27 protein-coding genes are annotated in these 26,383 nt (G+C 49.8%); 5 read left to right on the top strand and 22 right to left on the bottom strand.

The genetic code is table 11. The features are described 5' to 3' along the window. Positions 1-305: 305 nt before the first annotated feature. Positions 306-920, top strand: a complete 615-nt coding sequence (locus tag M662_RS06495; RefSeq protein WP_026578421.1) for a cupin domain-containing protein — start codon at positions 306-308, stop codon at positions 918-920. Positions 921-926: 6 nt separating this feature from the next. Here the strand turns inward: M662_RS06495 and M662_RS06490 are convergent, their stop codons facing one another. From M662_RS06490 to M662_RS06450, 8 genes are all read right to left on the bottom strand, one after another. After that, on the bottom strand, positions 927-1,106 hold the full coding sequence (locus M662_RS06490; protein WP_026578420.1) for a hypothetical protein: 180 nt from the start codon (positions 1,104-1,106) through the stop codon (positions 927-929). A gap of 136 nt (positions 1,107-1,242) precedes the next feature. Next, positions 1,243-2,346, bottom strand: a complete 1,104-nt coding sequence (locus M662_RS19680) for a bifunctional histidine phosphatase family protein/GNAT family N-acetyltransferase (protein WP_328700175.1) — start codon at positions 2,344-2,346, stop codon at positions 1,243-1,245. Between the two features lie 136 nt (positions 2,347-2,482). Further along, positions 2,483-2,926, bottom strand: coding sequence for a cell wall hydrolase (locus tag M662_RS06475; protein WP_026578419.1), 444 nt, complete (start codon positions 2,924-2,926; stop codon positions 2,483-2,485). 62 nt (positions 2,927-2,988) lie between these two features. Further along, on the bottom strand, positions 2,989-3,840 hold the full coding sequence (locus M662_RS06470) for an alpha/beta fold hydrolase (RefSeq protein WP_026578418.1): 852 nt from the start codon (positions 3,838-3,840) through the stop codon (positions 2,989-2,991). Positions 3,841-3,846: 6 nt separating this feature from the next. Further along, entirely contained in the window at positions 3,847-4,863 is a 1,017-nt protein-coding gene (locus M662_RS06465; protein ID WP_026578417.1) for a C45 family autoproteolytic acyltransferase/hydrolase, read from the bottom strand. A gap of 157 nt (positions 4,864-5,020) precedes the next feature. After that, entirely contained in the window at positions 5,021-6,232 is a 1,212-nt protein-coding gene (fdhA, locus tag M662_RS06460; RefSeq protein ID WP_008636474.1) for a formaldehyde dehydrogenase, glutathione-independent, read from the bottom strand. Between the two features lie 277 nt (positions 6,233-6,509). Next, complete coding sequence (locus tag M662_RS06455) at positions 6,510-9,671, bottom strand: bifunctional cytochrome P450/NADPH--P450 reductase (RefSeq protein ID WP_026578416.1); 3,162 nt, start codon at positions 9,669-9,671, stop codon at positions 6,510-6,512. A gap of 72 nt (positions 9,672-9,743) precedes the next feature. After that, entirely contained in the window at positions 9,744-10,319 is a 576-nt protein-coding gene (locus tag M662_RS06450) for a TetR/AcrR family transcriptional regulator (protein WP_026578415.1), read from the bottom strand. Positions 10,320-10,522: 203 nt separating this feature from the next. Between M662_RS06450 and M662_RS06445 the strand changes: the two genes are divergently transcribed. Continuing rightward, the gene (locus tag M662_RS06445; RefSeq protein WP_008636477.1) at positions 10,523-10,831 is read left to right on the top strand and encodes a hypothetical protein; all 309 of its coding nucleotides are present in this window, start codon (positions 10,523-10,525) and stop codon (positions 10,829-10,831) included. 284 nt (positions 10,832-11,115) lie between these two features. Here M662_RS06445 and M662_RS06440 read toward each other — a convergent pair whose 3' ends face one another. Next, positions 11,116-11,484 carry a nuclear transport factor 2 family protein gene (locus tag M662_RS06440; protein WP_008636478.1) on the bottom strand — a complete coding sequence of 123 codons (369 nt, stop codon included), beginning with the start codon at positions 11,482-11,484 and terminating at the stop codon, positions 11,116-11,118. Between the two features lie 184 nt (positions 11,485-11,668). On the opposite strand from M662_RS06440, the gene M662_RS06435 reads away from it, so the two are divergent. Next, entirely contained in the window at positions 11,669-12,541 is an 873-nt protein-coding gene (locus tag M662_RS06435; RefSeq protein ID WP_008636479.1) for an NAD(P)-dependent oxidoreductase, read from the top strand. A 316-nt stretch (positions 12,542-12,857) separates the two neighbouring features. On the opposite strand, the gene M662_RS06430 is transcribed toward M662_RS06435, so the two are convergent. Both M662_RS06430 and M662_RS06425 read right to left on the bottom strand, forming a co-directional pair. Continuing rightward, positions 12,858-13,121, bottom strand: a complete 264-nt coding sequence (locus M662_RS06430; RefSeq protein WP_008636480.1) for a hypothetical protein — start codon at positions 13,119-13,121, stop codon at positions 12,858-12,860. 121 nt (positions 13,122-13,242) lie between these two features. Then, positions 13,243-13,665, bottom strand: a complete 423-nt coding sequence (locus tag M662_RS06425) for a DUF1801 domain-containing protein (protein WP_008636481.1) — start codon at positions 13,663-13,665, stop codon at positions 13,243-13,245. 146 nt (positions 13,666-13,811) lie between these two features. On the opposite strand from M662_RS06425, the gene M662_RS06420 reads away from it, so the two are divergent. Continuing rightward, positions 13,812-14,012 (top strand): hypothetical protein, encoded by a 201-nt coding sequence (locus M662_RS06420; protein ID WP_026578414.1) that lies wholly within the window; start codon positions 13,812-13,814, stop codon positions 14,010-14,012. A gap of 38 nt (positions 14,013-14,050) precedes the next feature. Here M662_RS06420 and M662_RS06415 read toward each other — a convergent pair whose 3' ends face one another. The 5 genes from M662_RS06415 to M662_RS06395 all read right to left on the bottom strand — a co-directional run bounded on the left by M662_RS06415 (position 14,051) and on the right by M662_RS06395 (position 18,571). Further along, the gene (locus M662_RS06415) at positions 14,051-14,872 is read right to left on the bottom strand and encodes a MerR family transcriptional regulator (RefSeq protein WP_026578413.1); all 822 of its coding nucleotides are present in this window, start codon (positions 14,870-14,872) and stop codon (positions 14,051-14,053) included. 84 nt (positions 14,873-14,956) lie between these two features. After that, positions 14,957-15,913, bottom strand: a complete 957-nt coding sequence (locus M662_RS06410; protein ID WP_026578412.1) for a siderophore ABC transporter substrate-binding protein — start codon at positions 15,911-15,913, stop codon at positions 14,957-14,959. Between the two features lie 15 nt (positions 15,914-15,928). Then, on the bottom strand, positions 15,929-16,684 hold the full coding sequence (locus M662_RS06405) for an iron ABC transporter ATP-binding protein (RefSeq protein WP_026578411.1): 756 nt from the start codon (positions 16,682-16,684) through the stop codon (positions 15,929-15,931). Continuing rightward, entirely contained in the window at positions 16,681-17,628 is a 948-nt protein-coding gene (locus tag M662_RS06400) for an iron chelate uptake ABC transporter family permease subunit (RefSeq protein ID WP_026578410.1), read from the bottom strand. The genes M662_RS06405 and M662_RS06400 overlap by 4 nt, the downstream gene beginning before the upstream one ends. Then, complete coding sequence (locus tag M662_RS06395) at positions 17,618-18,571, bottom strand: ABC transporter permease (protein ID WP_026578409.1); 954 nt, start codon at positions 18,569-18,571, stop codon at positions 17,618-17,620. Before M662_RS06395 ends, M662_RS06400 begins: the two co-directional genes overlap by 11 nt. Positions 18,572-18,749: 178 nt before the next feature. On the opposite strand from M662_RS06395, the gene M662_RS06390 reads away from it, so the two are divergent. Beyond that, positions 18,750-19,553 (top strand): alpha/beta fold hydrolase, encoded by an 804-nt coding sequence (locus tag M662_RS06390; protein WP_026578408.1) that lies wholly within the window; start codon positions 18,750-18,752, stop codon positions 19,551-19,553. 105 nt (positions 19,554-19,658) lie between these two features. Here M662_RS06390 and ilvA read toward each other — a convergent pair whose 3' ends face one another. Genes ilvA through ilvC form a run of 6 tightly spaced genes read right to left on the bottom strand, consistent with a single transcriptional unit; the run spans position 19,659 to position 26,368 of the window. Then, positions 19,659-20,618 carry a threonine ammonia-lyase gene (gene ilvA / locus M662_RS06385; protein WP_035388525.1) on the bottom strand — a complete coding sequence of 320 codons (960 nt, stop codon included), beginning with the start codon at positions 20,616-20,618 and terminating at the stop codon, positions 19,659-19,661. A gap of 14 nt (positions 20,619-20,632) precedes the next feature. After that, complete coding sequence (gene leuD / locus M662_RS06380) at positions 20,633-21,238, bottom strand: 3-isopropylmalate dehydratase small subunit (RefSeq protein ID WP_008636491.1); 606 nt, start codon at positions 21,236-21,238, stop codon at positions 20,633-20,635. 4 nt (positions 21,239-21,242) lie between these two features. Beyond that, the gene (gene leuC, locus M662_RS06375) at positions 21,243-22,655 is read right to left on the bottom strand and encodes a 3-isopropylmalate dehydratase large subunit (RefSeq protein ID WP_026578407.1); all 1,413 of its coding nucleotides are present in this window, start codon (positions 22,653-22,655) and stop codon (positions 21,243-21,245) included. Between the two features lie 24 nt (positions 22,656-22,679). Beyond that, positions 22,680-23,786 carry a 3-isopropylmalate dehydrogenase gene (leuB, locus tag M662_RS06370; protein ID WP_026578406.1) on the bottom strand — a complete coding sequence of 369 codons (1,107 nt, stop codon included), beginning with the start codon at positions 23,784-23,786 and terminating at the stop codon, positions 22,680-22,682. A gap of 16 nt (positions 23,787-23,802) precedes the next feature. Continuing rightward, positions 23,803-25,350: a 2-isopropylmalate synthase gene (locus tag M662_RS06365; protein ID WP_026578405.1), complete on the bottom strand. Its 1,548-nt coding sequence runs from the start codon at positions 25,348-25,350 to the stop codon at positions 23,803-23,805. Further along, complete coding sequence (ilvC, locus tag M662_RS06360; RefSeq protein ID WP_008636499.1) at positions 25,337-26,368, bottom strand: ketol-acid reductoisomerase; 1,032 nt, start codon at positions 26,366-26,368, stop codon at positions 25,337-25,339. The genes M662_RS06365 and ilvC overlap by 14 nt, the downstream gene beginning before the upstream one ends. Positions 26,369-26,383 lie beyond the last annotated feature (15 nt).

The raw sequence follows: 26,383 nt of genomic DNA, 5'->3' as shown, positions 1-26,383 counted from the left end.
GAGATTCCGACCTTTACCTTAAATGGCAAAGGTCTCGCAAACAACGGTACGTTGCCAGTTTAGCCGGCGATCATTTCCATGACCACGTATTGTCGACATCACTGTAAGCTACTCCCCTTTGGAGGATGACACGATCCTGTTCCCACAGGTATGACCTGTGGTAAGTGAGACTATCATACCCTATTCACCGCGGAACGTCAATCGGGTCTTTTCCCCGCTGTAGTCTATGCTGCGGCGACAGGCGTGATGCACCTTTTTCCTCCGGATTCATACGTTACTACAACAACGATAATGAGGTGAGAGGTATGACAGGAAACGCGGATCCCACTTCTTCTGAAGCCGACTATTTCTTTGATGTCAATACAAGTCCTCTGTTTACAAAAGACGCTCATAACAAAATCAACATCTTAGGTCAGAAGCAGCTGAATACGCTGGAAGGTTCGTCCCTGCTGGATATATTTCTGACAAAAGGGAACGTCGTAGAGCCGCATTACCATCAAAACGCAGCAGAGCTGGTCTACTGCATTTCCGGTGCCGCCACTGTTTCTCTTCTTCAACCGTTCACGAAAGAGCTGCTGCATTTCCCTATTACCCCGGGGCAGGTCGCAAACGTCCCTCAGGGATGGTGGCATTATGAAGTCGCAACGGCCGACGACACCCACCTGCTCGCCATATTCGATGCACCGAATCCGGAAGTGATTCTCGGCTCTGATATCTTGAAATTTACCCCGCCGGAGGTCATGGCGCACACGTACTGCATGGACGAACAGAAATGGAAGGAAGTAACGGCACCGATCCAGCCGAGCACCTATATCGGTTCTTATTCCAACTGCACCCGGAGAACCGGTGCACAATGGAGGTACCCGCAGCAGGCCGCTTATATCCACCCCGTCTACTATTATCCTCCCTATATGTACTAAAACCATCTACCTCCGCCGGTAATAGAAGAAGGTAAGGAGAACATAAATAATTACGGTGATGAAACTAAACACGATGCCGGAAATGATTTTTTCTGTTTCATAGAAATCGAGGTTTCCAGCGAAATGAAGCAGCCAGGAGCCAAGGGCGGTGCCGGCGATCCAATAATGAAACGATTCATCCTTCATTCGGTCCACCTCCTTCTCTATCTACGAAGGAGGGAGCTTGTTCGTTTCACTATATTTGAAAATGATTCTCATTTTAAATAGATGTATGAAAGCAAATAAAATAAGCTGGAGACGACGCTCCAGCCATAAAGGATTTTTACAATTTTTTCTTATACCAGCTGTCCATCGCCCCGTGTCCGGAACCGGCCAGCGCCTCTTCCAATAAGGAAAAGCCGAACTTCCGGTACAGACGGTTGGCAGCCTCCAGTTTCTCTACTGTCTCTAAATAACAGTACTCGTAATGGCGGGCCGCATAATCCAGAGCCGTCTCCATCAGTGCTTTAGCCGTTCCCCGCCCCTGCGCCTCCGGCTTCACATACAGCTTCTGCAGTTCACAGACTCCTTCTTCCTCAGCAAACGGTGCGATTCCGACACCGCCCAACACTTCCCCTGAATCACCCAGCGCCACCCAATACTCAGCAAACGGTGTCCTCTCGTAAAAATGGGACAGGTGAGGAAGCTCAGGATCATAATAAGCAGTGCCGGGGATATCCAACCCGAACGATTCCAGGGACTGCTTAATAATCCGCTCCATCTCCCGGTCGTGCTTTTCCTTCATTCTAACAATCTGCATCGCTTTTCCCTTTCCTTCATTTCTATTTATATGAGAGGTATCCCCCTCCAGAAGCACCTCACACTGCCCGTCTTCCAGTCGGACGACGGTTACGCTCGTCCCATGGATGAACGGCGGATCCCATAAAGAAGCGAGCGGTTTCCCGTTCAGTATCAGCATCATGCATTTAATGACGACTGCATGTGCGACGATCAGCACGTTTTGATTCGAATGATATGCCAGCGAATTCAGGAAGGCGTCAATTCGTGATCGAAATGCCTCAAACGTTTCTCCACCGTGGGGAAGATAACGATGTGGTGCGTTCCAGAACATGTCGAAGCTTTCCGGAAAGTCCGTTTTGATTTCTTCCTGCGTCCGTCCTTCCCATTCTCCAAGGTGAATTTCCTTCAGCTTTTCCTCCAGATAGACGGGGATTTTCCGCTCTCCCCGGATCAACTCGGTCGTCTGCTGCGCCCGTCCACTCGGACTGGAATATACGGCGGCAAATTCGGTACTCCGGAGCCTGTCTCCAAGCGATGCGGCATCCTTTTCCCCTTGTTCCGTCAGGGGTGAATTCTGCCATCCCTGCATTCGTTTTTCCCTGTTCCACACGGTCTCCCCGTGCCTGGTTATGTATATCGTGACCACTGTAAATCCTCCCTTTTCCAAACATACATCTTAGATATTATTCGATGCTGCACCGTCCTTTTCCTTTTCCAAGCCACTTCCCACTCTCCATCAATAAAAAAAACGATTACCCGGGCTCGGATAATCGTTTCTTCCTCTAGTTACCGATATAAACACTGTCACACGTGTTCGGCTGCGGCTCATAGTAGCAGTGGTTCTTGAACTGGCCGGCGAACGGCTGGTCGTACCACGTCGGTGGACACGGCCCATACGGATTGAAATACCAAAGAGCATACTTCGCCGGATGTTCCCGCCAGTAATCCAGGTTTCTTTTCGCTAACCTTTTTTCGATGGAACGGGCACGGTTGTAGAACAGATTCCCTTTTTGGACCGCTTCGAAAGAGTAGTTGTTGCCCTGCACTTGGAATATCACCTGACGGATCGTCCGCACATCCCGGAAGTCAAGGCAGTCCGCCTTGGCCCGGTTGACAATGACGTTTCCGACGTACAGCATGCCCTGCTTCCCTTCCCCTTCCGCCTCGGCCCGCATCATCCTCGCCATCAAAGCGACATCTGCATCTGTATATTTCACTCTCGGCATATTCTCACCCCACGAATATTCTATGACAGAAGCAGGCATTCATGCCACGTTTTTCACGAAGATCAGGCACGGGCGGCAAGCGTCTCTGTGAAGCGTTGGATTTCCGCCTTGAATTTCTCCTGCTCCTCAAGGAATGGATAATGATTGCTTTGTTCGAAAACGATCAGAGAGGCATCCGGAATGAGCTGCTCCATTTCTACGGAGTATTCAAGCGGACACTGCACGTCAAACTTCCCACAAAGAATTAAAACGGGCGTCGTGATCCACGGGAGCTTCCTCGTCACATCAAATAAAGGGAATTCACGGTTGAAGAAATTCAGCCGTTCTGAAGCGATCCGCTTATGTATCGGTTTATCGAAGAGAGCCGGATACGCATCCGGATCAACGAGGGAGAGTTTCGTCCGCTCCATTGTCCGCTCCTTCCGTTCCGCTTCCGACAGCGTATCGAGCTTCAACGTTTCGATCAGCTGCTGCATCTTCTCAAACTGCGGGTGGGAGGGGTTGTAAATACACGCCGGAGAAAGCGTAGCGTAGTCTCTGGCTGCAGAGCCTGTAATAACAGCCCCGTTCAATTTTTCCGAGAAGAAAATACCATAAAGGACACCAAGCATCCCGCCGATGGAATGGCCGGCAAATGCCCACTTCTCATAGTCCAGCGCTTCCCGGACCGCTTCCAAATCAAACACCGTCTCAAGCATGCCGAGTTGATAAGGCTCTTCCGCTTCAACCGAACCCCCTGCCCCGCGCAGGTTAATAAGATGAACGGTATGGGTTTCCGTGAACGTATCCGCGAAATAATCTCCCGTTTCATTGAATTCGGAATAATGATGGGTCACACATAACGGTGCTCCTTTTCCTTTCGTAAACACTTCGAAAGCTCCTCTTTTCGTAGACACTACCTCTCTCTTCCACATTTCCTTTCAGCCCCCTTCTATAATTCTGCCTTTCATCTTCCCCGTATCGATATCCGTCCCCCGCACCCATTCCTCCCATTGTACATCCAGCACTTCGTGTGACCGCGCAATCGTCGTCAGGATTCTTTTTGTCTCGTAATGGTAAGAAAAGGTATGCAGCGTTCCGAACATTTCTCTATAATGATGGAAGAATTGGGGAGAATCCGGATTCCGAAAATGATCGAACGCTGCCTTCTGATCCGGCAGGACAAGCTGTTCCATGTCCTGCTTTCTTTTCTGTGAAACGTGGACATTCTTTCGGTTTCTATCCATTAAAGGAGTACTATCGAAATGATTCGAACAGCCAAGGACATCATCCGAGCGATGAACGACTACCCTGCCAGGAGATGCTTCCACAATCACGCGGGCTCCCGTGTCGTCCCCGACCGAAAAGTTGTAACAGGCAGCATGTGGAACCTCTTTCAATACATCGACCGCTTCCTCTGCGTTCCGGCACTGATCCAGCACCATTCGAACGGCAAGCCATGGGGAAACGCCCTCCCTGTAGCTGTGATGACTGACGAAATGCAGTCCGATGACCACCCCGGCTTCATTGACGCCGTCATGCCTTCCCAACTGCTGCAGCGTATAGCCGGCAGTTGCAAGGACATCTTTCGTCTGCTGAAGGAGAAAAACACCTTCGTATTGAGCGGGAGTAAAATCATAATTCCGCACATAATAGCCAGGTGTCAACAAAGCAGAACAGCCCATTCCCTCCGCTTTCGGGACGTCATATCCGCTGAACAAGGCGGCCGCTTCCGCATAAGAAATACCCACGCCGGCTGCCATGCCCTCAAGCTCTTCAAGGAGGACCGGATCGAAATGACGGAAGATGGCTCGACATTCCTCCATGTCAATCGATTCCTTTGTCATCGCTTTTATATTGTCGAGCATCGGAAGGTCCCGCCAGTATCTCCCCAGCTCTTCCCCGGCTAGAAATGCGTCTTTCCGCACCTGTAAAACATCTACATAAAATTCAGTCATGCCTTTCCTCCTCTAAGGAAACCACTGGTTCCTCCCTTCTAGTGTAATCCTTTCGACCTCCCTCCGTCCTGTCCCTTCGTGCGTGATGAGGACAGGTCGGAAGAAACCTCCGCCATCAGAAAAAAGCCCCCCGTTTCCGAGGCGCTTTTTCCACCCTCTATTTCTTCAAGAGTCCGTGTGGATCAAGGACGAATTTCTTCGCCGCACCGTCATCGAACGCTTCATATCCTTGAGGAGCTTCGTCCAGACCGATCACGGTCGCATTCACCGCCTTGGCAATCTGCGCCTTCCCTTTCAAAATCGACATCATCAATCCTCTGTGATAGCGCATGACAGGCGTCTGACCAGTAACGAAGGTTTGTGCTTTCGCCCAACCGAGGCCGAAATCAAGCTTCAGCGTCCCACGGCGGGCATCCTCATCAGAGGAGCCCGGGTCTTCCGTGACGTAGAGTCCGGGAATACCGAGGCCACCGCCGGCCTTCGCCGCCTTCATCGCCGAATTCAGCACCGCGGCAGGAGCTTCCTCGTGGTTATGTCCGTGCGCTTCGAAGCCGACACAGTCGACAGCGGCATCCACCTCCGGAGCACCGAGGATCTGATCAATCTGTTCGGATAGATCATCATGCTTGGCAACATTAATCGTTTCGCAGCCGAAACTTCTCGCCTGCTCCAGTCTTTCTTCTATTAAATCCCCGACAATGACGGTCGATGCCCCGAGAAGCTGGGCAGAATGGGCTGCGGCCAGACCGACCGGGCCGGCACCTGCAATATAAACCGTCGAACCCATCTGTACCCCGGCCGTATAAGCACCATGAAAACCGGTCGGGAAAATATCAGAGAGCATCGTCAAATCCAGCATCTTCTCCATCGCTTCGTCTTTATCCGGGAACTTCAATACTTGGAAATCTGCATAGGGGACCATGACATATTCCGCCTGACCGCCGACCCATCCGCCCATATCGACATACCCGTAGGCCGACCCCGGCCGGTCGGGGTTCACATTCAGACAAATATGCGTCTTCCCTTCGATACAGTTGCGGCAGCGCCCGCAGGCTATATTAAATGGAACGGAGACGAGATCCCCTTTCTTCACAAATTCGACGTCCCTTCCCGTTTCCATCACTTCTCCGGTTATTTCATGGCCGAGCACCAGTCCTTCCGGGGCCGTCGTCCGTCCACGGACCATATGCTGATCGCTTCCGCAAATATTTGTCGAGACCACTTTTAATATAACGCCGTGCTCACACTTCCTGCCGACATTCTTTGGATTCACTCCCGGACCATCCCGCAATACCAATTCTGGAAAATCAATTTCCTTTACCGTCACGCCACCGTTTCCTGTATAGGCCACCGCACGATTTCCACCCATGACGATTCCTCCCTTATTTGTTAAATGACACCCTTGACTTCTCCGCCAAGCTCCACCTACCAAAAAAAGACAGCATGCTGGTACTTTCCCCGATCCGCAACAATGTAAACGATTCCCTTTTATGTAAGTATAAACAAAAGGCATTTCAGCTGCTGGGCGCTGGGAGTGGATAAAGGGAACAGCAGAGCCCGTGGAAAGCCGGAGCCCGCTCTTCAACAGAAAAACCACTTTTCCATCAAAGAAAAAACGCCTCCTGAAAAATCAGGAGGCGTTCCAATCAGGCACCTGCCCAGACGTCCTTGGCAAAGCGGCCTTCTTTCTCAAGTTGATTCAGCCATTCGACGGCTGTCTGCTCATCCGTATCATGGATATGTTGATAACTTCTTTGAAGCATTGCGGTCACATCCGGTGCCATCCTGCTTCCGTCTCCACAGATGTAGAGATGCGCACCATTGTCAAGCAGGTCTACCAGCTTCGCTGCATCCTCTTCCATTATATGCTGGACGTAGCATTTCTCTGCACCGACTCTCGAGAAGACGGTGTGAAGAGTGACGATTCCTTCCGCTTCCGCTGCCTGCAATTCCTCTTCATAAAGATAATCCTCTTCCGGATGACGACACCCGAAGTACAGGTGCGCTTCTCCAAGCGTTTTACCTGCCTGTTTTTGAAGGCTGCGTTTCTGCAGAAAACCACGGAAAGGGGCGACCCCAGTCCCCGGACCGACCATAATGATCGGCGTCTCCAGACTCTCCGGCAGGTGGAAAGCCGTTTCCGGTGTACGGATGAAACAGGCGATCCGGTCTCCCGGCTTCCGGTCGGCAAGGTAATTGGAGCTTACTCCTTTGTAAATTCCTGTCCCGCTCCACGCTTCATCTTCGACGACGGACACGGTAATACTCGTTTCCCTGTCGTTTTTAGCCGGGGAGCTGGAAATGGAATAGTAACGGACTTTTAGTGCCGGCAAAAGCGCAAGGAACTGGTCAAATTCCATCATACTGGAAGGATAAATCTCCAACAGCTCCAGCATCGTCCGGCGTTTTTTCAGCACTTCGCTCTTATACGTTTCGTCTTCCAACAGTTCCTCAAGCTCCACTTTATGCGGTGGACAAGGGTTGCAGGCAGCAAGGGCACGAATCTGAGCTCTCGTTGCCGGTTCCTGCAGTTCGACGTGGGAAGCAAGCAGGTCCCCAAGCTTGATCGGCTGTCCGGATGGAAGGTGCTTCGCCTTCCCGGAACCCTCTTCAAGCAGGACGTAATCCTCCGCTTTCACATCAAAGCGGGTGCAGACACGAGCGAGGAGCTCTTCCCCATTTTCCGGAAGCACACCAAGGTGGTCACCTTCCTGGTAAGTCACTCCATCAGGAAGCTTGATATCAAGATGACGGGTGCTCCGGCTGCCTGATTTCTGCAGTTCGCGGTTCGCTGCTACTTCACTTGTAAAGGCGTCGTAAGCACGGGCTACCGGTGTGTAGGACGTTCCACTGACGAACTTCAGAGCAATCGAGCTTGTGGAATTCTCTCCTGCTTTCACTTCCAATTCGAAATGAGCAGCCAAACCGTCCCACAGCTTCTCCTGCCATTTCTCGAGGTCACCGTCAAAATCATCGCCGGCATCCCCTTCCCCGCGCGGAACGATCCGTTCTGCACCTTTCGCTTCCATATAACGATCAATTTCCTGTGGAACCTTCTGGTAAGTCGTCGCCCAGTTGCGGTCTCCACATCCAAACACCGTGTAGGAAACGCCGTTCAACGCGCCTTCTTCTGCGGTTGAAATCCATTCCATGAATCGAACAGCATTGTCCGGAGGGTGACCGTTATAAGAAGCAGAAACGAAAATAACCGCTCCTTCTTCGGGCAGATCCCCGGTGCGGCTGTCGAGCGGGGCCGCATCCGTTGCAAACCCCAGGGAAGATGCTTTTTCAGCAAGCTCACGGGCGACTCCTTCCGCTGTCCCCATATTGGATGCATATAAGAACAGAAGCGGCGTCCCGTGTCCGTCATTCGTAATGGCAGGTGTATCATGTGCTTTTGTTTCCTGCCCTTTCGCCTCCGGGTTATAGAAGGCCGTTTTCTCCACACGCGGGCGTACCTTCATCGTCAGCCCTTCCGGCTTCAGTGTCAGCGTTTCTTTCACATCCAGCTCGTAGTTCGTATGGTCAATCAGCTCGAACTGCTGAAGGACCATACCGAGGACGATCGTCGCCTCATGCATGGCAAACTGCTGTCCGATACACGCACGCTGCCCGTTACCGAACGGTTTGAATGCATGGTGAGGAATTTTGGAAGGATCCTCAAACCGCTCCGGACAGAACGCTTCGACATCCTCTCCCCACACGGCTGTATCTCTGTGCAATTCCGGAGTCAAAAGCGTGAACACTTCTCCTTTTTGAGCGGAATATTTACCTGCCAGTGTCGTATCTTCCTTCGCATAGACGGTGAACGCCGGCGCGGTCGGCCATAGTCTCAGTGTTTCATTGAGGATCATGCGGGCATATTTCAACTGTTTCACCTGCTTATAATCCGGAACGTCATCGCCGAGCACGGCATCCACTTCTTCATAGGCTTTCTGAAGCTTATCGGGATTCTTCATAAGGAAGTAAAGCGCAAAGGAAAGCAGACCGCTCGTCGTTTCGTGTCCGGCAATGAGGAAGGTGAGCATTTGATAACGGATATTCTCATCACTCAGTCCTTCGCCCGTCTCAGGATCTTTCCCTTCCAGCATATGGGATAGCAGATCGTTTTCCCCGTTATCTCCATTCCGTTTCCGCTCCGCTATCAGCTCATCGGCAAGCTTGAACATATCATCGATATCCGCCTCGAACTGTTTCTTCGTCTTAAGCATCAGTTTATCCTGGAATGGGAGCCGCTGTGTCTGGCTCATGGATTCATCAAGAGCACGCACCATTTTCTCGACGAACGGGTGCATATCCTCTCTGTAAAAACTGTTGAAACGGAAATTAAATCCGCACAGACCGATCGTATCCAGGGTCAGGCGCGTCATATCTTCCGGGACATCAATTTCTTCGCTTGCATTCAATCGTTCCCACTTCTGAACGAGCTGGGTGGCGAGGTCGAGCATCTTGTCATGGTAGCCTTTCATCGCCTGCTGACTGAAGCTCGGCAGAAGAATCTGATGGGCTTTCTTCCAGTTCGGCTCGCTTGTTTCACTCGTAAACAGTCCGTCTCCTCCAAAGGCCCGTACTTTCTGGAGTGCAGGACCAACACTTTTATCGAAGCGTTTCTCATCGCAGATCTCCGCTGCGAGTTCCGCACTGGATACGAATGTACTCGTCCGTCCAGGGAACTCAAATTGATAGATCGGACCGAGTTCTTTCGCCATCTTCATAAACGTCTGGACAGGCTTTTCTTTATCCAGGGCCGGTAAGTTTCCTAATGGTCCATATGTTTTCGGTCTTGGCAGTTGATTGTATTGAGTCATGAACCGTCACCTCTTTCAATAATTGCGGAATGAACGTTCATTCCGTTTGTGGGTTAAGGAAGCTCCGCCCCATCAGGAATGATGGCGCACAGCGTCCCAACAGCTGTCTTCTACTCCACAGAGAAGCGCTTCATCCACTTTCAGATCACCAGAGCGGATCAGCTGCTGCAATTCGAGAAAACTGCCGAAAATAATGGCAATCAAGGCCATTGTCGGCAAATCGCGTATTTCTTTCGCTTTCTTCCCTTCCTCCACGAAGTCGCGGAGGATGCTCCACAATTCCGTAAACGCTTCTTCACTTCGTTCATCCAAAAAATAAGCAGCATTATGTGTTTTCAGGAAGTATAAAGCATGGTCATGCTCGTTCGTAAACCGGACCATCCGCTGGAACAGATGATGGAACTGTTCCCGGATACTTTTGTCAGTCGGATACCCTTCTTTAAGCATCGTAATGAACACATGCACATACTGTTGAAACAGCGTATTAACGAGGACTTCCTTATTATCAAAATACCGATAGATCGTCCCTGCCCCTACGTTCGCATCCTTCGCAATCATCGGAATCGTCGTGGCATCATAGCCGCGCTCGGCGAACAGGGTCAAGGCGCTGTCCAGAATGTCGTCTCGTTTCGTAGTTGCTGTCTTCATGGTGATTCTCTCCTCCAAAAAGCGGAATGATCATTCATTCCTAAATAAATTTTAGTACATTTTACCACTTGCTTCAATAAATCAAAGGACTTATGAAAAAGGACCTGAACAGCTGTTCAGAAATCTTTACAATCAAAACAGTTCAATTTTCAGATGGTCTGTTATATAATATTAACATTATCCACTTACAAGGAGGGGCGAGGATGAATAAACAGCTTAAGATATTGACAGCCATGTTGATCCTGGTCGCGTCGATGGTCATGGTCCATCATGTGCACAGCCCGAGTATGCAGGTGGATATCCAGAAGAATGTCGTCTTGGATAACGGAGAGTCCTCCGGGGACCTATCCCTGAACAAAGACGCCATTGCGGTCACATCTATTACCATTCTGGCCGCCACACTTCTTCTTGTTTACACTGCGGCGTATCAGTCGCAGACACGAAGACGGGTGTTCCTTACCCCGATATTCTATCAATCTAATTATGTGAGCGAAACTCCTTTGACCCATTGAACGATAATGATCAAAGGAGGAGAAAAGCGATGCTATGGTTTCGTATGATTATGATTGGAATGTTCTCACTTACTGCAGGTTCTCTATTTATCTACCAAAGTGCGGAGATCTTCCACGCATTCACTGACTTTTTCCATAAAGAGAAGTAACCAAAAACCTTCCGGCCTCTTGGCCGGAAGGTTTTTTTATTTGTTTTTTAAAGTAATTCTCAGATCTTCTTTCGTTGTTCCTTACTTATTACAGCAATCCAAACAGGCAGCGGCTAGAGATCGAACCTATATTGTTTACAGAGCGTACTCTTCCACCTTCAGATCTGTGATGGTGCCTTGATGGAAGAACAAGCGCCAGCGCCCCTCCATCAGCTTCCATATGGAACTGCGAAGGGTATTGCGTTCCCTTGTCTTCTCCTTAAGGTAGTAGGTGGTCAGCACCGTATCATCGGCGAGCGATTGGATTTCAAAATGATAGAGCTCCATCTCCCCCTGGACCACGCCTTTCAGACATGCTTCTCTATCGTATTTCTTTCCTGAGCTTCCGATTTCCCAAAAATCTTCCGCAAGGATCTCCCCTAACTTTTCCGGCGATTCTCTTACATCTGTTCTTAAATGACTCTCTTCCAACTGCTTAAAGTGTGATTTCGTATCGATGACCATGCTTCTCTGCCTCCCAAACTAACTTTTATATATCTTTACCTTATTCCACTAATTTACATTTCATTCTATCATTTCTTGTGTCCTTACGAGGTTTCCTGCTATACTTTTCCTATATTTTTCATACTTTTCTTTCCTCTTCAAGCCGAGTTTCAACCATCATTTACATAAGAAGGGAATGTCCGCAATGACTACAATCGGATTCATCGGAACAGGCGTCATGGGTAAAAGCATGGCCCGTCATTTGAAAAAAGCAGGCTATGATATCCATCTTTACACAAGAACAAAAGCGAAGGCAGAAGAACTCTTGAAGGAAGGGATGGTCTGGGAGGATAGTGTTGCAGAGCTTGCCCGCCGCTCGGACATCATCCTCACGATTGTCGGCTATCCGACAGATGTTGAGGAAGTCTATTTCGGAAAAAACGGCATCTTAGAGCATGCAACAGAAGGTACCTACGTCATCGATATGACCACTTCTTCTCCTGCCCTTGCTTCAAAAATCGCGGATAAGGCGAAGGCTGCAGGCATCCACGCTCTCGATGCTCCCGTATCCGGAGGGGATATCGGCGCGAGAAACGGGACGCTTACCATCATGGTTGGTGGAGAACAAGCCGATTATGACGCCGTCCGTCCAGTGTTGGAAGTGATGGGAGCAAATATCGTCCTCCAAGGTCCGGCCGGTGCCGGCCAGCACACGAAAATGGCTAATCAGATCGCTATTGCAGCAGGCATGCTGGGCGTTACAGAGGCCATTCTATATGCCGAAGAAGCGGGGCTTGACCCGAAGCGTGTCCTGAAGAGCATCGAAGCAGGAGCGGCGGGGAGCTGGTCCTTGTCCAATCTTGCACCGCGTATGATCAACGAGGACTTCGCACCGGGCTTTTATGTGAAGCATTTTATCAAAGACATGGCGATCGCTATCGAATCCGCCGAGGCCATGGACATTCCTGTTCCAGGTTTGAAACTCGCCAAGGAACTGTACGACCGCTTCCAGGAGGCCGGGGGCGAAGACAAAGGAACCCAGGCCATCTACGACTATTACCGAATGATGCAGTCCTGACCTTTATCATGAAAAAAAGCCTTCATCCACTGGGGATGAAGGCTTTTTTTCAAACTGTTGCAAAACTCAAACAGAAACCCATATTTATAACGTAAGTACACCGGTTCCCTTTTAAACTCCATTTCATCTTACTTATAACGAAACGAATGATTGAAGGAAAATTTCCGCAAAGGGCGGAAGGGAATGGACAGACGCCAACGGGATTAGCGGAACAGGTGAGACACCGGAAGAGCAACGCGATGAGGAGGCTCACCGGCCGCCCCGTGGAAAGCGTCCCATTCCCCGTAGCCCTACTCTCCTCCAAGAATCCATTCTCTCACTTTATATCTTCAATCGGTTCGTCAAAGAGGTCGGTGAACTTGGCCACATTCTCATAGCTGAATTCGAAGGCCATCTTCACTTCGCCGAATCCCGGCTGGTAGAAATACCCCTGGACCTCGTAGCTGTTCTTGTTTTCCCTTACTTTGATCAGATGGAAGTAACGCTGGATGTATTGTGCCATCTCTTCCAGCTTTCTATTACGCACTTTAATCCATTGTTCTTTCAATTCATCTGTAGGAAAATCCGATTCTTTTAACATAGCTACACTCCTCTGAGAAAAATCCCATACTCGTATTCTCTTTATAGTCAATATGATATAAGAGCTCCGGTTTATTTTCAACTGGAATCCCGTCTATTTATCTAATTATTTCGAAAAAAACTTATTCAGGATACGTCTTCTGAAGAAAAGCGACGGACTGCCTGATCAGCTTCTTCAAAACAAGGGTGTCCACATCGGCGAGTTTATTAATATACACACATGCTTTTCCGGTCTTATGTTTCCCTAAGTCCGCAAGCCGTGCAGAGCGATCCGGATCTCCGGTCGCAAAATACAGGCTGATGTTCGCTTTGCGCGGGGAGAATCCAACGAGGGGTGCATCGCCTTCATGTCCCGTCGGATATTTATAATGATAGGTCCCAAAACCGATGATGCTCGCCCCCCACATACGGGCTTCATAACCCGTCGTCTCCTCAAAGATCTTTACAAGCTCCCTGGCGTCTTCGCGCTTCCTCGGCTGCTCGACGGAATCAATGAAACTGTCGACATCCATCTCTGTCGGCTTTGTTTTTTGTTCATAAGCCATCGACCATCCCCTCCTTTTAAAAACATTTCTCCTTTGGAGAGGCATTCTCCTGCTTTTCTTTCCCAAATGGACTTGCCCCCAACCTAATGGAATATTATGCTTGTAAGTAGAGAATCAGTAGTTTTATAAGAAAGGTTGGGCTTTTTTTGAGCATCCGTTGGACAAGAAGCCGTGTTTTCGCTATGTTCACCACTGGTATTGTTATCGGGATCGGCGGTTTGATCGGGTGGGACATCCGGGCCTCTCATATGGAAGTGGAAGGGCTCGTAAATGCCTGCTACGATGCCGGCGGTCTTCCTCGTATAGAGAAGTCCGGTCTAAGCGTGACATTTTTTGAATGTGAATAAGAACATGAAAAAACCCGGGACGGTTCCATTCCCGGGTTTCACTGTATCTTCCTTACAGGTATTTGAATTTCCGAGAGATATTCCTCCGGGTTTTTCGTCACATAATCATCGATGATCACCCGCTCGATCGCCTCCCCGTTCACTTCATAGCCTTCCTCATTTAAATAATGGAAGATTGTCTCATAATGGTCCTTGACCGTCACACGTTTCTCTTTGCAGTAAAGACAGACATACTCTTGGTCTGGAAGGACGGCGGCATGAGGTCCATCTGCCATTTCTTCCGAGAGAAGAAGAAGCGATTGGTGGGCATAGGTGTCCTCTGCCTTGATTTCTCCGACGTCCGCAGTCAGAGCGACACCACCGATGAAGATGGATGCACGCTTCCCACACTTGTTCTCAAGCGATCGCAGCGCAAGTTCCAACTCTTCCTTTGTACGTATGCACTCCCGCCACTCCAGAATGTGGCGCTCGGGAATTCTTTTAATAATCGGTACATTCCATGTCTGCAGCTGCTTTGCCCACTGCAGTTCCTCCTTACGGTTGCGCGCCCGGCGCCTCACTTTCTGAAGAGCCTTGATCTGTCGGTCCGCTTCCTCTTCCTGCCGTTTCAACAGATGATAAAAGAAGTCGACATCTCTCCTATCAAATACATCCTTGATTTCTTTCAACGGGATGCCAAGCTCTCTTAAATAATGAATCGTATTTAAATGCTCGAATTGATCTATGGAATAATAGCGGTACCCTGTCCGCTTATCCACTTCATGCGGTTTAAAAAGGTCGATCTCATCATAATAACGGAGAGTCTTGACGGGAAGGTTATGCAGCTTCGACATTTGACCAATGGTGAATTTCCGTTTCATCCCTTCCCTCCTTATCTCATTTTTTATATTTATTATAATAGAAGGAAAGAAGCAGAGGAATGATCCCCCGCTTCCGAATCCCCCTTATTTCGAGACGGCACTGTCGATCTCATCCACCATCATCTGAACGGAAGTCAATCCACCGCCGGATAAATACCAAATGTCAGGGTCCAAATAAACGATTTGATCTTCCTTGAATGCCGTTGTTTCTTTGACAAGGTCGTTCTCGATCGTCTGTTTGGCTGCAGCTTCTCCGTTCACTACAGCATCTCTGTCGACGACGAACAAATAGTCAGGATTGTTCTCGGCAATATATTCATAGGAAACATTCTGCCCATGTGTCGAAACATCCAGGTCTTCATCCACCGCAGGGACGCCGAATACATCATGGATGATCCCAAATCGGGAGCCCGGTCCATACGCACTTACTTTTCCGCCGTTGGATAGTGTGATTAATCCTTTCCCATCTATATCGGCTGTCTTCTCTTGGAGGGCCTTCATATTCTCCTCGACATCTAGCAACTGTTTTTCTGCTTCTTTTTCTTTATCGAAGATCTTACCAAACATTTCTACATTTCCTTTGAATGATTCCATGTAATTCTCCGCGTCCAGCTCCACATAGATGGTCGGAGCAATATCTTTAAAGTCTTCATATAGATCAGCCTGACGTCCGGATATGATGATCAAATCAGGGTCCATATCATAAATCGCTTCAAAGTCAGGTTCTTTTAATCCCCCGGCATTCTTATAGTCGGACGATTCGAATTTGGATAAGTAAGAAGGGATGTTCATCTGAGGAAGCCCTGTCACTTCCACACCCAGAGAGTCCAGCGTGTCTAATGTACCGAAGTCAAAAACGACGACATGTTCAGGATTCTTTTCGAGCGTCGTTTCTCCAAGCTCGTGTTCAATCGTAACCTCTTCCTTCTTCCCCTCTTCATCTGCGGAAGCTTTCTCTTCCGCTTCTCCACTGTTTCCGCATGCAGCCAACAATAAAACAAGGGTAAGCATAGACAACAAACTTATTAATGATTTTTTCATATTCTCCACCTCTTCTTATGCGAAATAGACGCATATTTTATTTTGATTGATGTTTTGTACAGGAATGTCCATGTCATAGACATCACTCAGACACTCTCGGCAGATCATATCTTCGGCAGGTCCCTGGTTCCGTACTTTACCGTCCTTCAGTGCGACGATGTAGTCGGAGTAGACGCTTGCGAAGTTGATATCGTGTATGACGACAATGACGGTCTTGCCAAGCTCATCGACAAGCCGGCGGAGTACCTTCATAATCTGGACTGAGTGTTTCATATCCAGATTATTCAACGGTTCATCAAGCAGAATATACTCTGTATCCTGCGCAATGACCATTGCAATGAAAGCCCGCTGTTTCTGACCGCCACTAAGCTGGTCAATGAACTGATCCTGAATATCCTCGAGTTCCATATAGTCGATGGCTTCGTCTACTTTCTGCCAATCCTCCTTCTTCAATCGTCCTTTCGAATAAGGGAACCTGCCGAAAGAAACAAGCTCCCTGACTGTGAGTCTGACAGTGAGGTGGTTGGACTGACGAAGGATGGCGAGCTTTTTGGAAAGCTCCTGTGAATCCCACGCCTCTACTTCCCTGCCTTCGATCATAATCGAACCGGTATCACTTGAGAGAAGCCGGCTCATCATGGAAAGGACGGTGCTTTTTCCGGCTCCGTTCGGCCCGATCAACGAGGTGATTTTACCTTTTGGAATATCAATTGAGACATCGTCCACCACTTTTTTGTTTTCGTATGTTTTCGACACAGATAATACATTCATCGTAATCGATTCTCCTTTAACAAAAGTCGGATGAAGTATAAGCCTCCGACGAAGTTAATGATGACACTGATCGTCGTCGAAAATGTGAAGACGTGCTCCACCATCCATTGACCGGCGACGAGGGCGATGATCGAGATCAGTACAGAAGCCGCCATTAAATCCCTGTGCCGGTAAGTCGGAATGAAATGATAGGCGATATTGACAACAAGCAGGCCGAGGAACGTAATTGGACCGACAAGAGCAGTCGCGACAGCAATGAATACGGCAATGATTCCGAGAAGCTGCTTGATTACTGCATCATAAGGCACCCCAAGGTTGACGGCATGATCCCTTCCAAGGGACAGAACGTCTAAATATTTCATGAATCTCCATAAATAAAGGAACGCAAGGACCAGCAGGATCACACTGATTACCAGCAGCTCTGTCTGGACATTGTTGAAGCTCGCGAACATCTTGTCCTGGATCAAAAGGAATTCGTTCGGATCGATCAGTACCTGCATGAAAGAGGACAGGCTCGAGAAGAACGTCCCTAGAATGATACCGACAAGGAGGAGGAAATAGATCGGTCGTCCCTCCCCTTTGAACAACAGTTTATACAAGATCAGCGCGAAGCCGATCATCAGAACGATCGACAGCCCGAAGTTGACGTAGTTGTTTAAGAAAGTCAGATTCGCTGAGCCGAACAAAAAGATCAATGCCGTCTGCAGCAGCATATACAAGGAATCGAGACCGATCATACTCGGTGTGAGGATCCGGTTGTTCGTAATCGTTTGGAACACGAGTGTTGCGATGGCGATTGCCGCTCCCGTCAGGATGATCGCCGAAACCTTCATGAGCCGTCTCGGCAGGACATATTCGACATGCCGCAAATCTGTGAACAGGAACAAAGCGATGAACAGAACAGCTGCCGTGGTTAATAAAATGAATTTGTACTTATGCCGCATACGCTTTTCTCCTAAACAATAAATAAAGGAACAGACCGCTTCCGATGACTCCGACCGTCACGCCGATCGGGATTTCATACGGATAAATAATGATTCTTCCAATAATGTCACAGACGAGGACAAATAATGCACCAAGCAGCGCCGTATGGCTGATACTGTTCTTTAAATGGTCTCCCCTGTAGATTGAGACGATGTTCGGGACGATTAAGCCAAGAAAAGGAATCGATCCCACCGTCAGGACAACGACCGAAGTCATCAGTGCGACGATGAACAAACCTATGTAGACGACCTGCTTATGGTTCATCCCGAGATTCTTCGAGAAATCTTCGCCCATTCCCGCGATCGTGAATCGATGCGCAAAGAGATATGCGAGAATGACAAGCGGGATACTGAGATAAAGCAGCTCATAGTCCCCCTTCAAAATCATTGAGAAATCGCCCTGAAGCCATGATCCGATGCTCTGGATCAAATCATACTGATAGGCGAAGAATGTCGTGATCGAACCGATGACATTCCCAAGCATGATCCCGACAAGCGGAATGAGGATTGCGTCCTTCAGCTTGATTCCATCGAGAATCTTCATAAACAACATCGTCCCCGCCAATGCGAAGAGAAACGCAATCAACGTCTGGATTAACGGGCTCGCTGATGAGAACAAAAGAAGCGCCACAACGATTCCGAGCCGTGCGGAATCGATCGTTCCGGCAGTCGTCGGGGATACGAACTTGTTCCTGCTCAGCTGCTGCATGATCAATCCGCCGATCGCCATGCTCATGCCGGCGATAAGGATACTGACGAGCCGCGGGAATCTGCTCACCCAGAATACCTTCCACTGCGATTCATCCCATGTATGTACTTGGAGCATCGGCAGATCCGAAACACCGATGACGAGCGATAACCAAGACAGTACCGCTAAAAGAATGAATAAATACCTACGCTTCATACGATCGACTCTTCCTGTTTTTAATTGATAACGATTATCATTATCTATTACAAATAATACTATAAAGTCTCCAGTAGGTGGAAGGTCAATAGCATATGGACAAAAAGTCAATTTAGTTTAATTGATGGAGCAGAGGGAATAATCCTAGCATCTCATTAAAAAGGAGTTTTGCTGCGACATGTCCCACTATATTGAAGTAGATCACCAGGTAGAGTTATATGTAGAGGATATCGGAGAAGGACAGCCGATCGTATTTCTGCACGGCTGGCCGCTCAACCATAAAATGTTTGAATACCAAATGAACGAACTGCCGAAGCAGGGCTATCGTTTCATCGGCATCGACATGCGCGGCTTCGGCAAATCGGATAAACCGGCTTCCGGCTACGATTATGATACGCTCGCTCATGATGTGAAGACGGTCACCCAATACTTGCAGCTGAAGGACTTCTATCTCGTTGGATTTTCCATGGGTGGACCGATCGCTGTCCGTTATGCAACAAAATATGCCGGAGAGGAATTAGCCCATCTCATTCTTGCCGGCGCGGCTGCCCCGAGCTTTACAAAACGAGACGGATACCCGTACGGCATGGAAACGGAGGAAGTAGATGAATTGATAGAAGCGATCAAGAATGACCGCCCTGCCGCCTTGAAAGACTTCGGCTCCGGTTTCTACCATTCCGAGTTGTCGGTATCATTTGAAGAATGGTTCCTCGGTCTTGGGTTGGAGGCATCCGCGCACGGAACGATCGCCTGCGCCGAATCACTGCGGGATGAAGACCTGCGCGACGAGCTCAGACAGATAAACGTCCCTACCCTCCTCATCCATGGGAAGAAGGATGAAATCTGCGACTTCGCTTTTTCAGAAGTGATGGACCAGAATATTCCGGACAGCACACTCGTCCCTTTTGAAAACAGCGGCCATGGGATGGTTTACGATGAAAAAGAAAAGTTCAATCAGCTTCTGATTGATCTCCTGAAATAAGAAAACACAAAGAGCCCGAATCTCTGACTGCAGAGACCGGGCTCTTTTACTGTGATTAAAAGGAACAGAGGCAGGGAAAACTATCCACTGCCTCGATCGGTCATCTCAGGCGATGACCATCCTTTTCGGATTAGCCAGCTCACGGATCAAAGGCAGACGCGAAAGATCCACGTTTCCACCACTGATAACGACACCGCAATGTTCATTGTCCAACGAACCGCATGTACGAAGCAGACCGGCAAGAGCCGTTGCGCCTGCACCTTCCACCAGCGTCTTCTCTCTTTCAAGAAGCAGCAGCATCGCTTCGGCAATTTCGTGTTCTTCCACCGTGATTACTTGATCCACGTATTTCTGGATGCACGTATAGGTCAATTTCCCATGCTCCTTCACCGCGATACCATCAGCAATCGTCTGAACAGATGTCAGCTTCTCCGGACCTTTCTTATAAAGAGCGTTATACGTCGAAGGCGCTTTGGCAGCCTGGACACCCACGATACGGATCTCCGGCTTCAGCTGCTTGGCTGCAAAGGCGATACCACTGATCAGCCCGCCGCCGCCGACAGGCACGAAAATCCGATCCAAATCGGGCTGCTGCTGAAGCATTTCGACAGCCACCGTCGCCTGTCCTGCCATAACTTCGTAATCATCGAACGGGTGAAGGAATGTCGCTCCCGTCCGCTCCTGTTCGATCAGAGCGGCCTGATAGGCTTCCTGGAACGACTCGCCTGTCAGGACGACGCGTGCTCCATATCCTTCCGTCGCTTCCACCTTTGCTTTCGGTGTATGCTCGGGCATGAAGATAACGGCCCTTATCCCGCGTTTTGCCGCCGCATAAGCGACACCCTGTGCGTGATTGCCGGCGGATGCCGCAATCACGCCGCAGGACGCTTCTTCCTCCGTCAAACAAGCCACCTTATACGACGCACCTCTTATTTTGAAAGCTCCTGTCTTCTGCTGATTCTCCATCTTCAAATAGACCGTCTGACCGGTTCTCGCATTGAAGGTCGATGATGTTTGAAGTGGTGTACGATGCACCACCTCCTGTAATTGTTCCTGTGCATCCATCACTTTAGCCAGCGTTAAGAAATCCCCAACGTCTTCACTCCTTTTGGTTTGTTTTCGTACTGGTCGATCTTATCCTCATACGTCAGCGTCACAGCAATTTCGTCCCAACCATTCAAAAGCATCTCTTTATGGTAGGCCTGGATATCAAAGGATACCTCTAAATCGCCGTCATCGATGACTTGATTCTCAAGATCGACCTTGAGCTCGTACTTTCCTTTTTCCGCCTTTTCCATCAGCTGATCCACAACCGGCTTCGGCATCTGAATCGGAAGAATTCCGTTCTTGAAGCAGTTGTTGTAAAAGATATCGGCGAAACTCGGCGCAAGGACGACTTTGAAACCGAAGTCCTGAATGGCCCAGGGAGCGTGTTCCCTGGACGACCCACAGCCGAAGTTTTCCCCTCCGACGAGAATGGAGACCCCGTCGTATTTCGGATCGTTCAAAGAAAAGTCTTCGCGTGGCGTCCCATCGTCATGGAAACGCCAGTTATAAAATAGGAATTGACCGAAGCCCTGCCGTTCGATCCGCTTCAGAAACTGTTTCGGTATGATTTGGTCGGTATCTACGTTCTCCCTGTTTAAAGGAAAGACAAGTCCTGTATGCTGTTTAATCGGTTCCATCTGCTCAACCTCCTACGGCACTGGCATATTTTCTGACGTCGACGAAATGTCCTTCAAGAGCCGCGGCTGCCGCCATTTCCGGACTGACCAGGTGAGTTCTCGCTCCGTTACCCTGACGCCCTTCAAAGTTACGGTTCGAAGTGGATGCACAACGCTCACCCGGCGGGACGATATCGTCGTTCATCGCCAGACACATGCTGCATCCGGCATCGCGCCATTCAAAGCCGGCCGTCAGGAAGATCGTATCAAGGCCTTCTTGCTCTGCCGCCTCCTTGACCGATTTCGATCCAGGTACTACGAGTGCACGAACTCCTTCGTGGACTTTGCCGCCACGGATAATTTCTGCTGCTCTTCTTAGGTCACTTAATCGGGAGTTAGTACAGGATCCGATAAACACATGCTGAACCGGAATCGATTCAATGGCCTGGTTCGGTTCCAGACCCATGTAATCGATCGCACGCTCGATGCCGTCGCGGTCCTCCGTCACTTTCTCCGGATCCGGAACGCTTCCACCGACAGGTACACATTGTGACGGGTTTGTGCCCCATGTTACCTGTGGTTCGATTTCATCGGCATGAATCGTCAGCGTCTGGTCGTAAGTCGCACCCTCATCAGAAGCAAGGGACAGCCACTGCTCTGCCGCTTCCTCGAAGTCTTCTCCAGCCGGTACGTAACGCTTACCCCGCAGGTAATCGATCGTCGTTGCATCCGGGCTGATCAAACCTGCCCGGGCACCCGCTTCAATCGACATGTTGCAGACGGTCATCCGCTCTTCCATCGTCAAATTGCGAACGGCTTCGCCGGTATATTCGATGACATGACCAGTACCAAAACGAACGCCGTATTTTCCGATGATGGCGAGAATCAAGTCCTTCGCTGTTACCCCAGTTCCAAGTCTTCCTTCCACCTTCACCTGAAGTGTTTTCGGACTGGCCTGCCAGAGAGACTGGGTTGCAAGGACGTGCTCCACCTCACTGGTACCGATACCGAAAGCAAGGGCTCCGAAAGCCCCGTGTGTTGATGTATGGCTGTCTCCACAGACGATCGTTTTCCCGGGCTGTGTCAATCCAAGTTCCGGGCCGATGACGTGGACGATCCCTTGATCCGGATGATGGATGTCCGCCAGGCGGACACCGAATTCCTTACAGTTCGCTTCAAGAGTCTCCATCTGTTTCTTCGATACCGCATCTTTGATGACATTACGATGGACCGTTGGAACGTTGTGGTCCATCGTGGCAAAAGTACGATCCGGGCGGCGCACCTTTCTCCCGCTCATACGCAGCCCTTCGAACGCCTGGGGAGAGGTCACCTCATGAATCAAATGCAAGTCGATATAGAGGAGGCTCGGTTTCCCTTCTTCTTCGTGGACGACATGCTGATTCCAAATTTTTTCAATGATTGTTTTTGGTTGACTCATTCCGTTCCGCTCCCTTCTTCCTGTTTATACATAACAGCGCATAATATTTTCCGTCGTATCACTGGCACGGATTTGATCGACGACTTTGGCAGCCAATTCACTGCCGCTCACCTGTTTTCCTTTTAACAAATGGATATCCTGTGTATGATACCCCTCTCCAAGCACTTCCTGAACGGCTGTCTCCACCTGCTCCGCCTCTTCCTCCATACCGAAGGAGTGCTTCAGCATCATGGCGACGGACAAAATACTTGCCAGCGGATTCGCTTTATCCTGGCCGGCGATATCAGGCGCGGAGCCGTGGACCGGCTCGTAAAGGCCGACACCTTTTTCATTGAGGCTTGCGGATGGAAGCATGCCGAGGGAACCAGTCAATACGGAGGCTTCGTCACTCAGGATATCTCCGAACATGTTCTCTGTCACAAGGACGTCGAAGTATGCCGGATTGGTCACAAGCTTCATTGCTGCCGCATCGACGAGCATATGCTCGACCGTCACGTCCGGATATTCCGCTTTCTTCTCCTCCACGACTTCGCGCCACATGCGGCTCGACTCGAGGACGTTCGCTTTATCCACAGAAGTGACGCGCTTCTTCCGCACGCGGGCACTTTGGAAAGCCTGATCTACAATTCGTTCGATTTCCCTGCGTTCATAGGCAAGGGTATCGACCACTTCTTTCCCGTCGTTGCGGCGCTCGCTCGGCTGGCCGAAGTAAAGGCCTCCCGTCAGTTCCCGGACAATCAGAAGATCGCTTTCTTTCACCACTTCTTCTTTCAACGGCGATGCATGGAGCAACTGTTGGAACGCTTTGACCGGGCGTAGATTCGCAAACAGCCCAAGCTGCTTACGGATGCCGAGCAGGCCTTTCTCCGGCCGCAGATGTCCAGGGAGCTGATCCCATTTCGGACCCCCGACGGCGCCTAAGAACACAGCGTCCGCTTTTTTTGCCGCCTTGACGGTATCATCCGGCAGCGGCGTTCCATGTTGATCGATTGCTGTACCTCCGATGTCATGACTTTCAAATGTGAAGGAATGCTGGTATCGGTCTGCGATGGCTTCCAGTACGTTTTTTGCCGCCTTCGTCACTTCAGGACCGATGCCGTCTCCCGGTAGTAGCACGATATGTTTCTCCATGTCCATCCCCCTTTGTTCATACTTGGATTTGTTCATAATCAGCAGAACGTTTCCGCTGGTAAAGTGTTCGGTTCACTGCGTTCAAGAAAGCATGAGCGGATGCTTCCAGCACATCCTGCGCCGAGCCGCGTCCGGATGCCGTCACCCCGTCGACGGATACTTGGACGTGGACCTCTGCAAGAGCATCCCGCCCTCTTCCGACAGAGCTGAGCTGGTAGTCCTCGAGATGTACGTCCGCTTCGATCAGATCGTCGAGCGTATTATAAATCGCTTCTACACTTCCCTCTCCCGTGTTTGCCTTCTCCACTTCCTTACCTTCCGGCGTCGTCAGGAGAACCGTAGCAGTCGGACGATTGATGCTTCCATATTGGACTTGGAATGCCTTCAGTTCGTATTTCGGCTGGTCCGCATGCTCTGTCTGCGTATCGATCAGAATCGCAAACAAATCCGCATCCGTGACCTCTTTCTTCTTGCCTGTCAACGTCTTGAACGATTCGAACGCTTCCTGAAGCTTCGTTTCATTCAACTCAAAGCCGAGCTCTTCTGCCTTTTGTTTAAAAGCGTGGCGGCCGGAGTGTTTACCAAGCACCATGTTTGTTGCTTCCACACCGACCATTTCCGGTGTAATAATTTCATAAGTGGAGGACTCCTTCAGCATACCGTCCTGGTGGATGCCGGACTCATGCGCGAAGGCGTTACGTCCAACAACCGCCTTATTCCCGGGAACCATCATCCCTGTCAAACGGCTGACAAGTTCACTCGTACGCTTGATCTCCTTCAATACAAGACCTGTCTCCAAATCAAAACGATCTTTCCTGATCTGAAGAGCGACGGCGATTTCTTCCAGAGCGGCGTTGCCGGCCCGTTCCCCGATTCCGTTGATCGTCCCTTCAATTTGGCGGGCTCCGTTTTCGATGGCTGCCAGGGAATTACTGACGGCCATACCAAGGTCGTCATGGTTGTGCGTGGACAAGACTGCTTGATTTATATTCGGAACGTTCTCCTGTACGTAGCGGAACAGGCTGCCGATTTCATCCGGGGTCGTATAACCAACCGTATCCGGAAGGTTGATGACGCTCGCCCCGGCATCGATCACTTTCTCGATGATATGGACGAGGAAATCACGATCGGACCGTAAAGCATCCTCTGCGGAGAACTGGACATGCGGGAATCTCTCCTTCGCATAAGCGACCATTTCCACCGCTTTCTCGACGACTTCATCCGGCGTCTTTTTCAACTTGTGTGTCATATGAATCGGGGATGTCGCGATGAAAACGTGAAGACGGGGCTCCGCGCCTCCTTTTAAGGCTTCCCACGCGATATCAATATCCTTTTTATTCGCTCTTGCAAGTCCGGTGACCGAACAACCGCGGATCGTATCAGCAATCTCTTTGACTGAATCAAAGTCCGCCTGGGAGGAAGCAGGGAAACCTGCTTCCATGATATCCACACCCAGACGTTCCAACTGCTTGGCGATTTCCAACTTCTCCAAACGGTTCAAGTTGACACCCGGGGACTGTTCTCCATCCCTAAGCGTCGTATCGAAAACCTTAACGCGAGCCATGTGCGACCACATCCTTTTCTTTAGATTGTGACTTCTTAACGAAAGGCATTAACGCACGGAGCTCTCTACCCACCTTCTCGATTTGATGATTGTTTTCACGGTTTTCGATAGCTGTGAATTCCGGACGGTTGACCTGATTCTCTAGGATCCAGCCTTTTGCAAATTTACCAGTCTGGATATCCGTCAATACTTCTTTCATGCGGGCTTTCGTCGTTTCATCAACAACGCGTGGTCCGGAAACGAAATCGCCCCACTGAGCTGTATCGGAGATGGAATAGCGCATGCCTTCCAGTCCGCCTTCGTACATAAGATCAACGATAAGCTTCAGCTCATGCAGACACTCGAAGTAGGCAACTTCCGGCTGGTAACCGGCTTCTGTCAACGTTTCAAATCCTGCTTTCACAAGGCTTGTAAGTCCCCCGCACAGCACAGCCTGTTCCCCGAACAAATCTGTTTCCGTTTCTTCCTGGAACGATGTTTCCAATACGCCGGCACGACCGCCGCCGATTCCTTTAGCATAGGCAAGAGCAATTTCTTTCGCTTCTCCACTCACGTCCTGCTCGACTCCGATCAAAGCAGGTACTCCGGCACCTTCTTCAAATGTACGGCGGACAAGGTGACCCGGGCCCTTAGGAGCGACTAAGAAAACGTCAACGTCGGAAGGCGGTACGATTTGGTTGAAGTGGACGTTGAAACCGTGGGCGAAAGCAAGGGCTGCTCCGGCTTTCAAATTCGGTTTGATGTGCTCTTCATACACTTTCGGCTGATATTCGTCCGGAAGCAGGATCATGACAAGGTCTGCTCCTTCCACCGCATCAGCGACAGGCTTCACATCGACTCCATCTTCCACAGCCTGATCCCAAGACTTTCCTTTACGAAGACCGACGACAACGTCAAAACCGCTGTCTTTCAAGTTACGTGCGTGGGCATGACCTTGAGATCCGTAGCCGATGACAGCTACCTTCTTATTTTTTAGTACCTCATCATTGATATCGTTGTGATAGTAAACATGTGCCATTATTCATTCATCCCT

Source organism: Bacillus sp. SB49, from assembly GCF_000469135.2.
Lineage (GTDB): Bacteria > Bacillota > Bacilli > Bacillales > Halobacillaceae > Halobacillus.
The sequence above is the reverse complement of the archived record's forward strand: the minus strand, read 5'-3'. Positions and strand labels throughout refer to the sequence as shown.

What these genes read in the sequence shown, in the direction of transcription:
- M662_RS06390 (WP_026578408.1), top strand. Translation starts at nt 18,750, where the DNA reads ATGTCCCACTATATTGAAGTAGATCACCAGGTAGAGTTATATGTAGAG.
- M662_RS06450 (WP_026578415.1), bottom strand. Translation starts at nt 10,319, where the DNA reads ATGAAGACAGCAACTACGAAACGAGACGACATTCTGGACAGCGCCTTG.
- M662_RS06365 (WP_026578405.1), bottom strand. Translation starts at nt 25,350, where the DNA reads ATGGCTCGCGTTAAGGTTTTCGATACGACGCTTAGGGATGGAGAACAG.
- M662_RS06470 (WP_026578418.1), bottom strand. Translation starts at nt 3,840, where the DNA reads ATGTGGAAGAGAGAGGTAGTGTCTACGAAAAGAGGAGCTTTCGAAGTG.
- M662_RS06465 (WP_026578417.1), bottom strand. Translation starts at nt 4,863, where the DNA reads ATGACTGAATTTTATGTAGATGTTTTACAGGTGCGGAAAGACGCATTT.
- M662_RS06455 (WP_026578416.1), bottom strand. Translation starts at nt 9,671, where the DNA reads ATGACTCAATACAATCAACTGCCAAGACCGAAAACATATGGACCATTA.
- leuC (WP_026578407.1), bottom strand. Translation starts at nt 22,655, where the DNA reads ATGAGTCAACCAAAAACAATCATTGAAAAAATTTGGAATCAGCATGTC.
- ilvC (WP_008636499.1), bottom strand. Translation starts at nt 26,368, where the DNA reads ATGGCACATGTTTACTATCACAACGATATCAATGATGAGGTACTAAAA.
- M662_RS06410 (WP_026578412.1), bottom strand. Translation starts at nt 15,913, where the DNA reads ATGAAAAAATCATTAATAAGTTTGTTGTCTATGCTTACCCTTGTTTTA.
- M662_RS06445 (WP_008636477.1), top strand. Translation starts at nt 10,523, where the DNA reads ATGAATAAACAGCTTAAGATATTGACAGCCATGTTGATCCTGGTCGCG.
- leuB (WP_026578406.1), bottom strand. Translation starts at nt 23,786, where the DNA reads ATGGAGAAACATATCGTGCTACTACCGGGAGACGGCATCGGTCCTGAA.
- M662_RS06440 (WP_008636478.1), bottom strand. Translation starts at nt 11,484, where the DNA reads ATGGTCATCGATACGAAATCACACTTTAAGCAGTTGGAAGAGAGTCAT.
- M662_RS06400 (WP_026578410.1), bottom strand. Translation starts at nt 17,628, where the DNA reads ATGCGGCATAAGTACAAATTCATTTTATTAACCACGGCAGCTGTTCTG.
- M662_RS06475 (WP_026578419.1), bottom strand. Translation starts at nt 2,926, where the DNA reads ATGCCGAGAGTGAAATATACAGATGCAGATGTCGCTTTGATGGCGAGG.
- M662_RS06490 (WP_026578420.1), bottom strand. Translation starts at nt 1,106, where the DNA reads ATGAAGGATGAATCGTTTCATTATTGGATCGCCGGCACCGCCCTTGGC.
- leuD (WP_008636491.1), bottom strand. Translation starts at nt 21,238, where the DNA reads ATGGAACCGATTAAACAGCATACAGGACTTGTCTTTCCTTTAAACAGG.
- ilvA (WP_035388525.1), bottom strand. Translation starts at nt 20,618, where the DNA reads ATGGATGCACAGGAACAATTACAGGAGGTGGTGCATCGTACACCACTT.
- M662_RS06430 (WP_008636480.1), bottom strand. Translation starts at nt 13,121, where the DNA reads ATGTTAAAAGAATCGGATTTTCCTACAGATGAATTGAAAGAACAATGG.
- M662_RS06395 (WP_026578409.1), bottom strand. Translation starts at nt 18,571, where the DNA reads ATGAAGCGTAGGTATTTATTCATTCTTTTAGCGGTACTGTCTTGGTTA.
- fdhA (WP_008636474.1), bottom strand. Translation starts at nt 6,232, where the DNA reads ATGGGTGGAAATCGTGCGGTGGCCTATACAGGAAACGGTGGCGTGACG.
- M662_RS06405 (WP_026578411.1), bottom strand. Translation starts at nt 16,684, where the DNA reads ATGAATGTATTATCTGTGTCGAAAACATACGAAAACAAAAAAGTGGTG.
- M662_RS06495 (WP_026578421.1), top strand. Translation starts at nt 306, where the DNA reads ATGACAGGAAACGCGGATCCCACTTCTTCTGAAGCCGACTATTTCTTT.
- M662_RS06425 (WP_008636481.1), bottom strand. Translation starts at nt 13,665, where the DNA reads ATGGCTTATGAACAAAAAACAAAGCCGACAGAGATGGATGTCGACAGT.
- M662_RS06415 (WP_026578413.1), bottom strand. Translation starts at nt 14,872, where the DNA reads ATGAAACGGAAATTCACCATTGGTCAAATGTCGAAGCTGCATAACCTT.
- M662_RS06435 (WP_008636479.1), top strand. Translation starts at nt 11,669, where the DNA reads ATGACTACAATCGGATTCATCGGAACAGGCGTCATGGGTAAAAGCATG.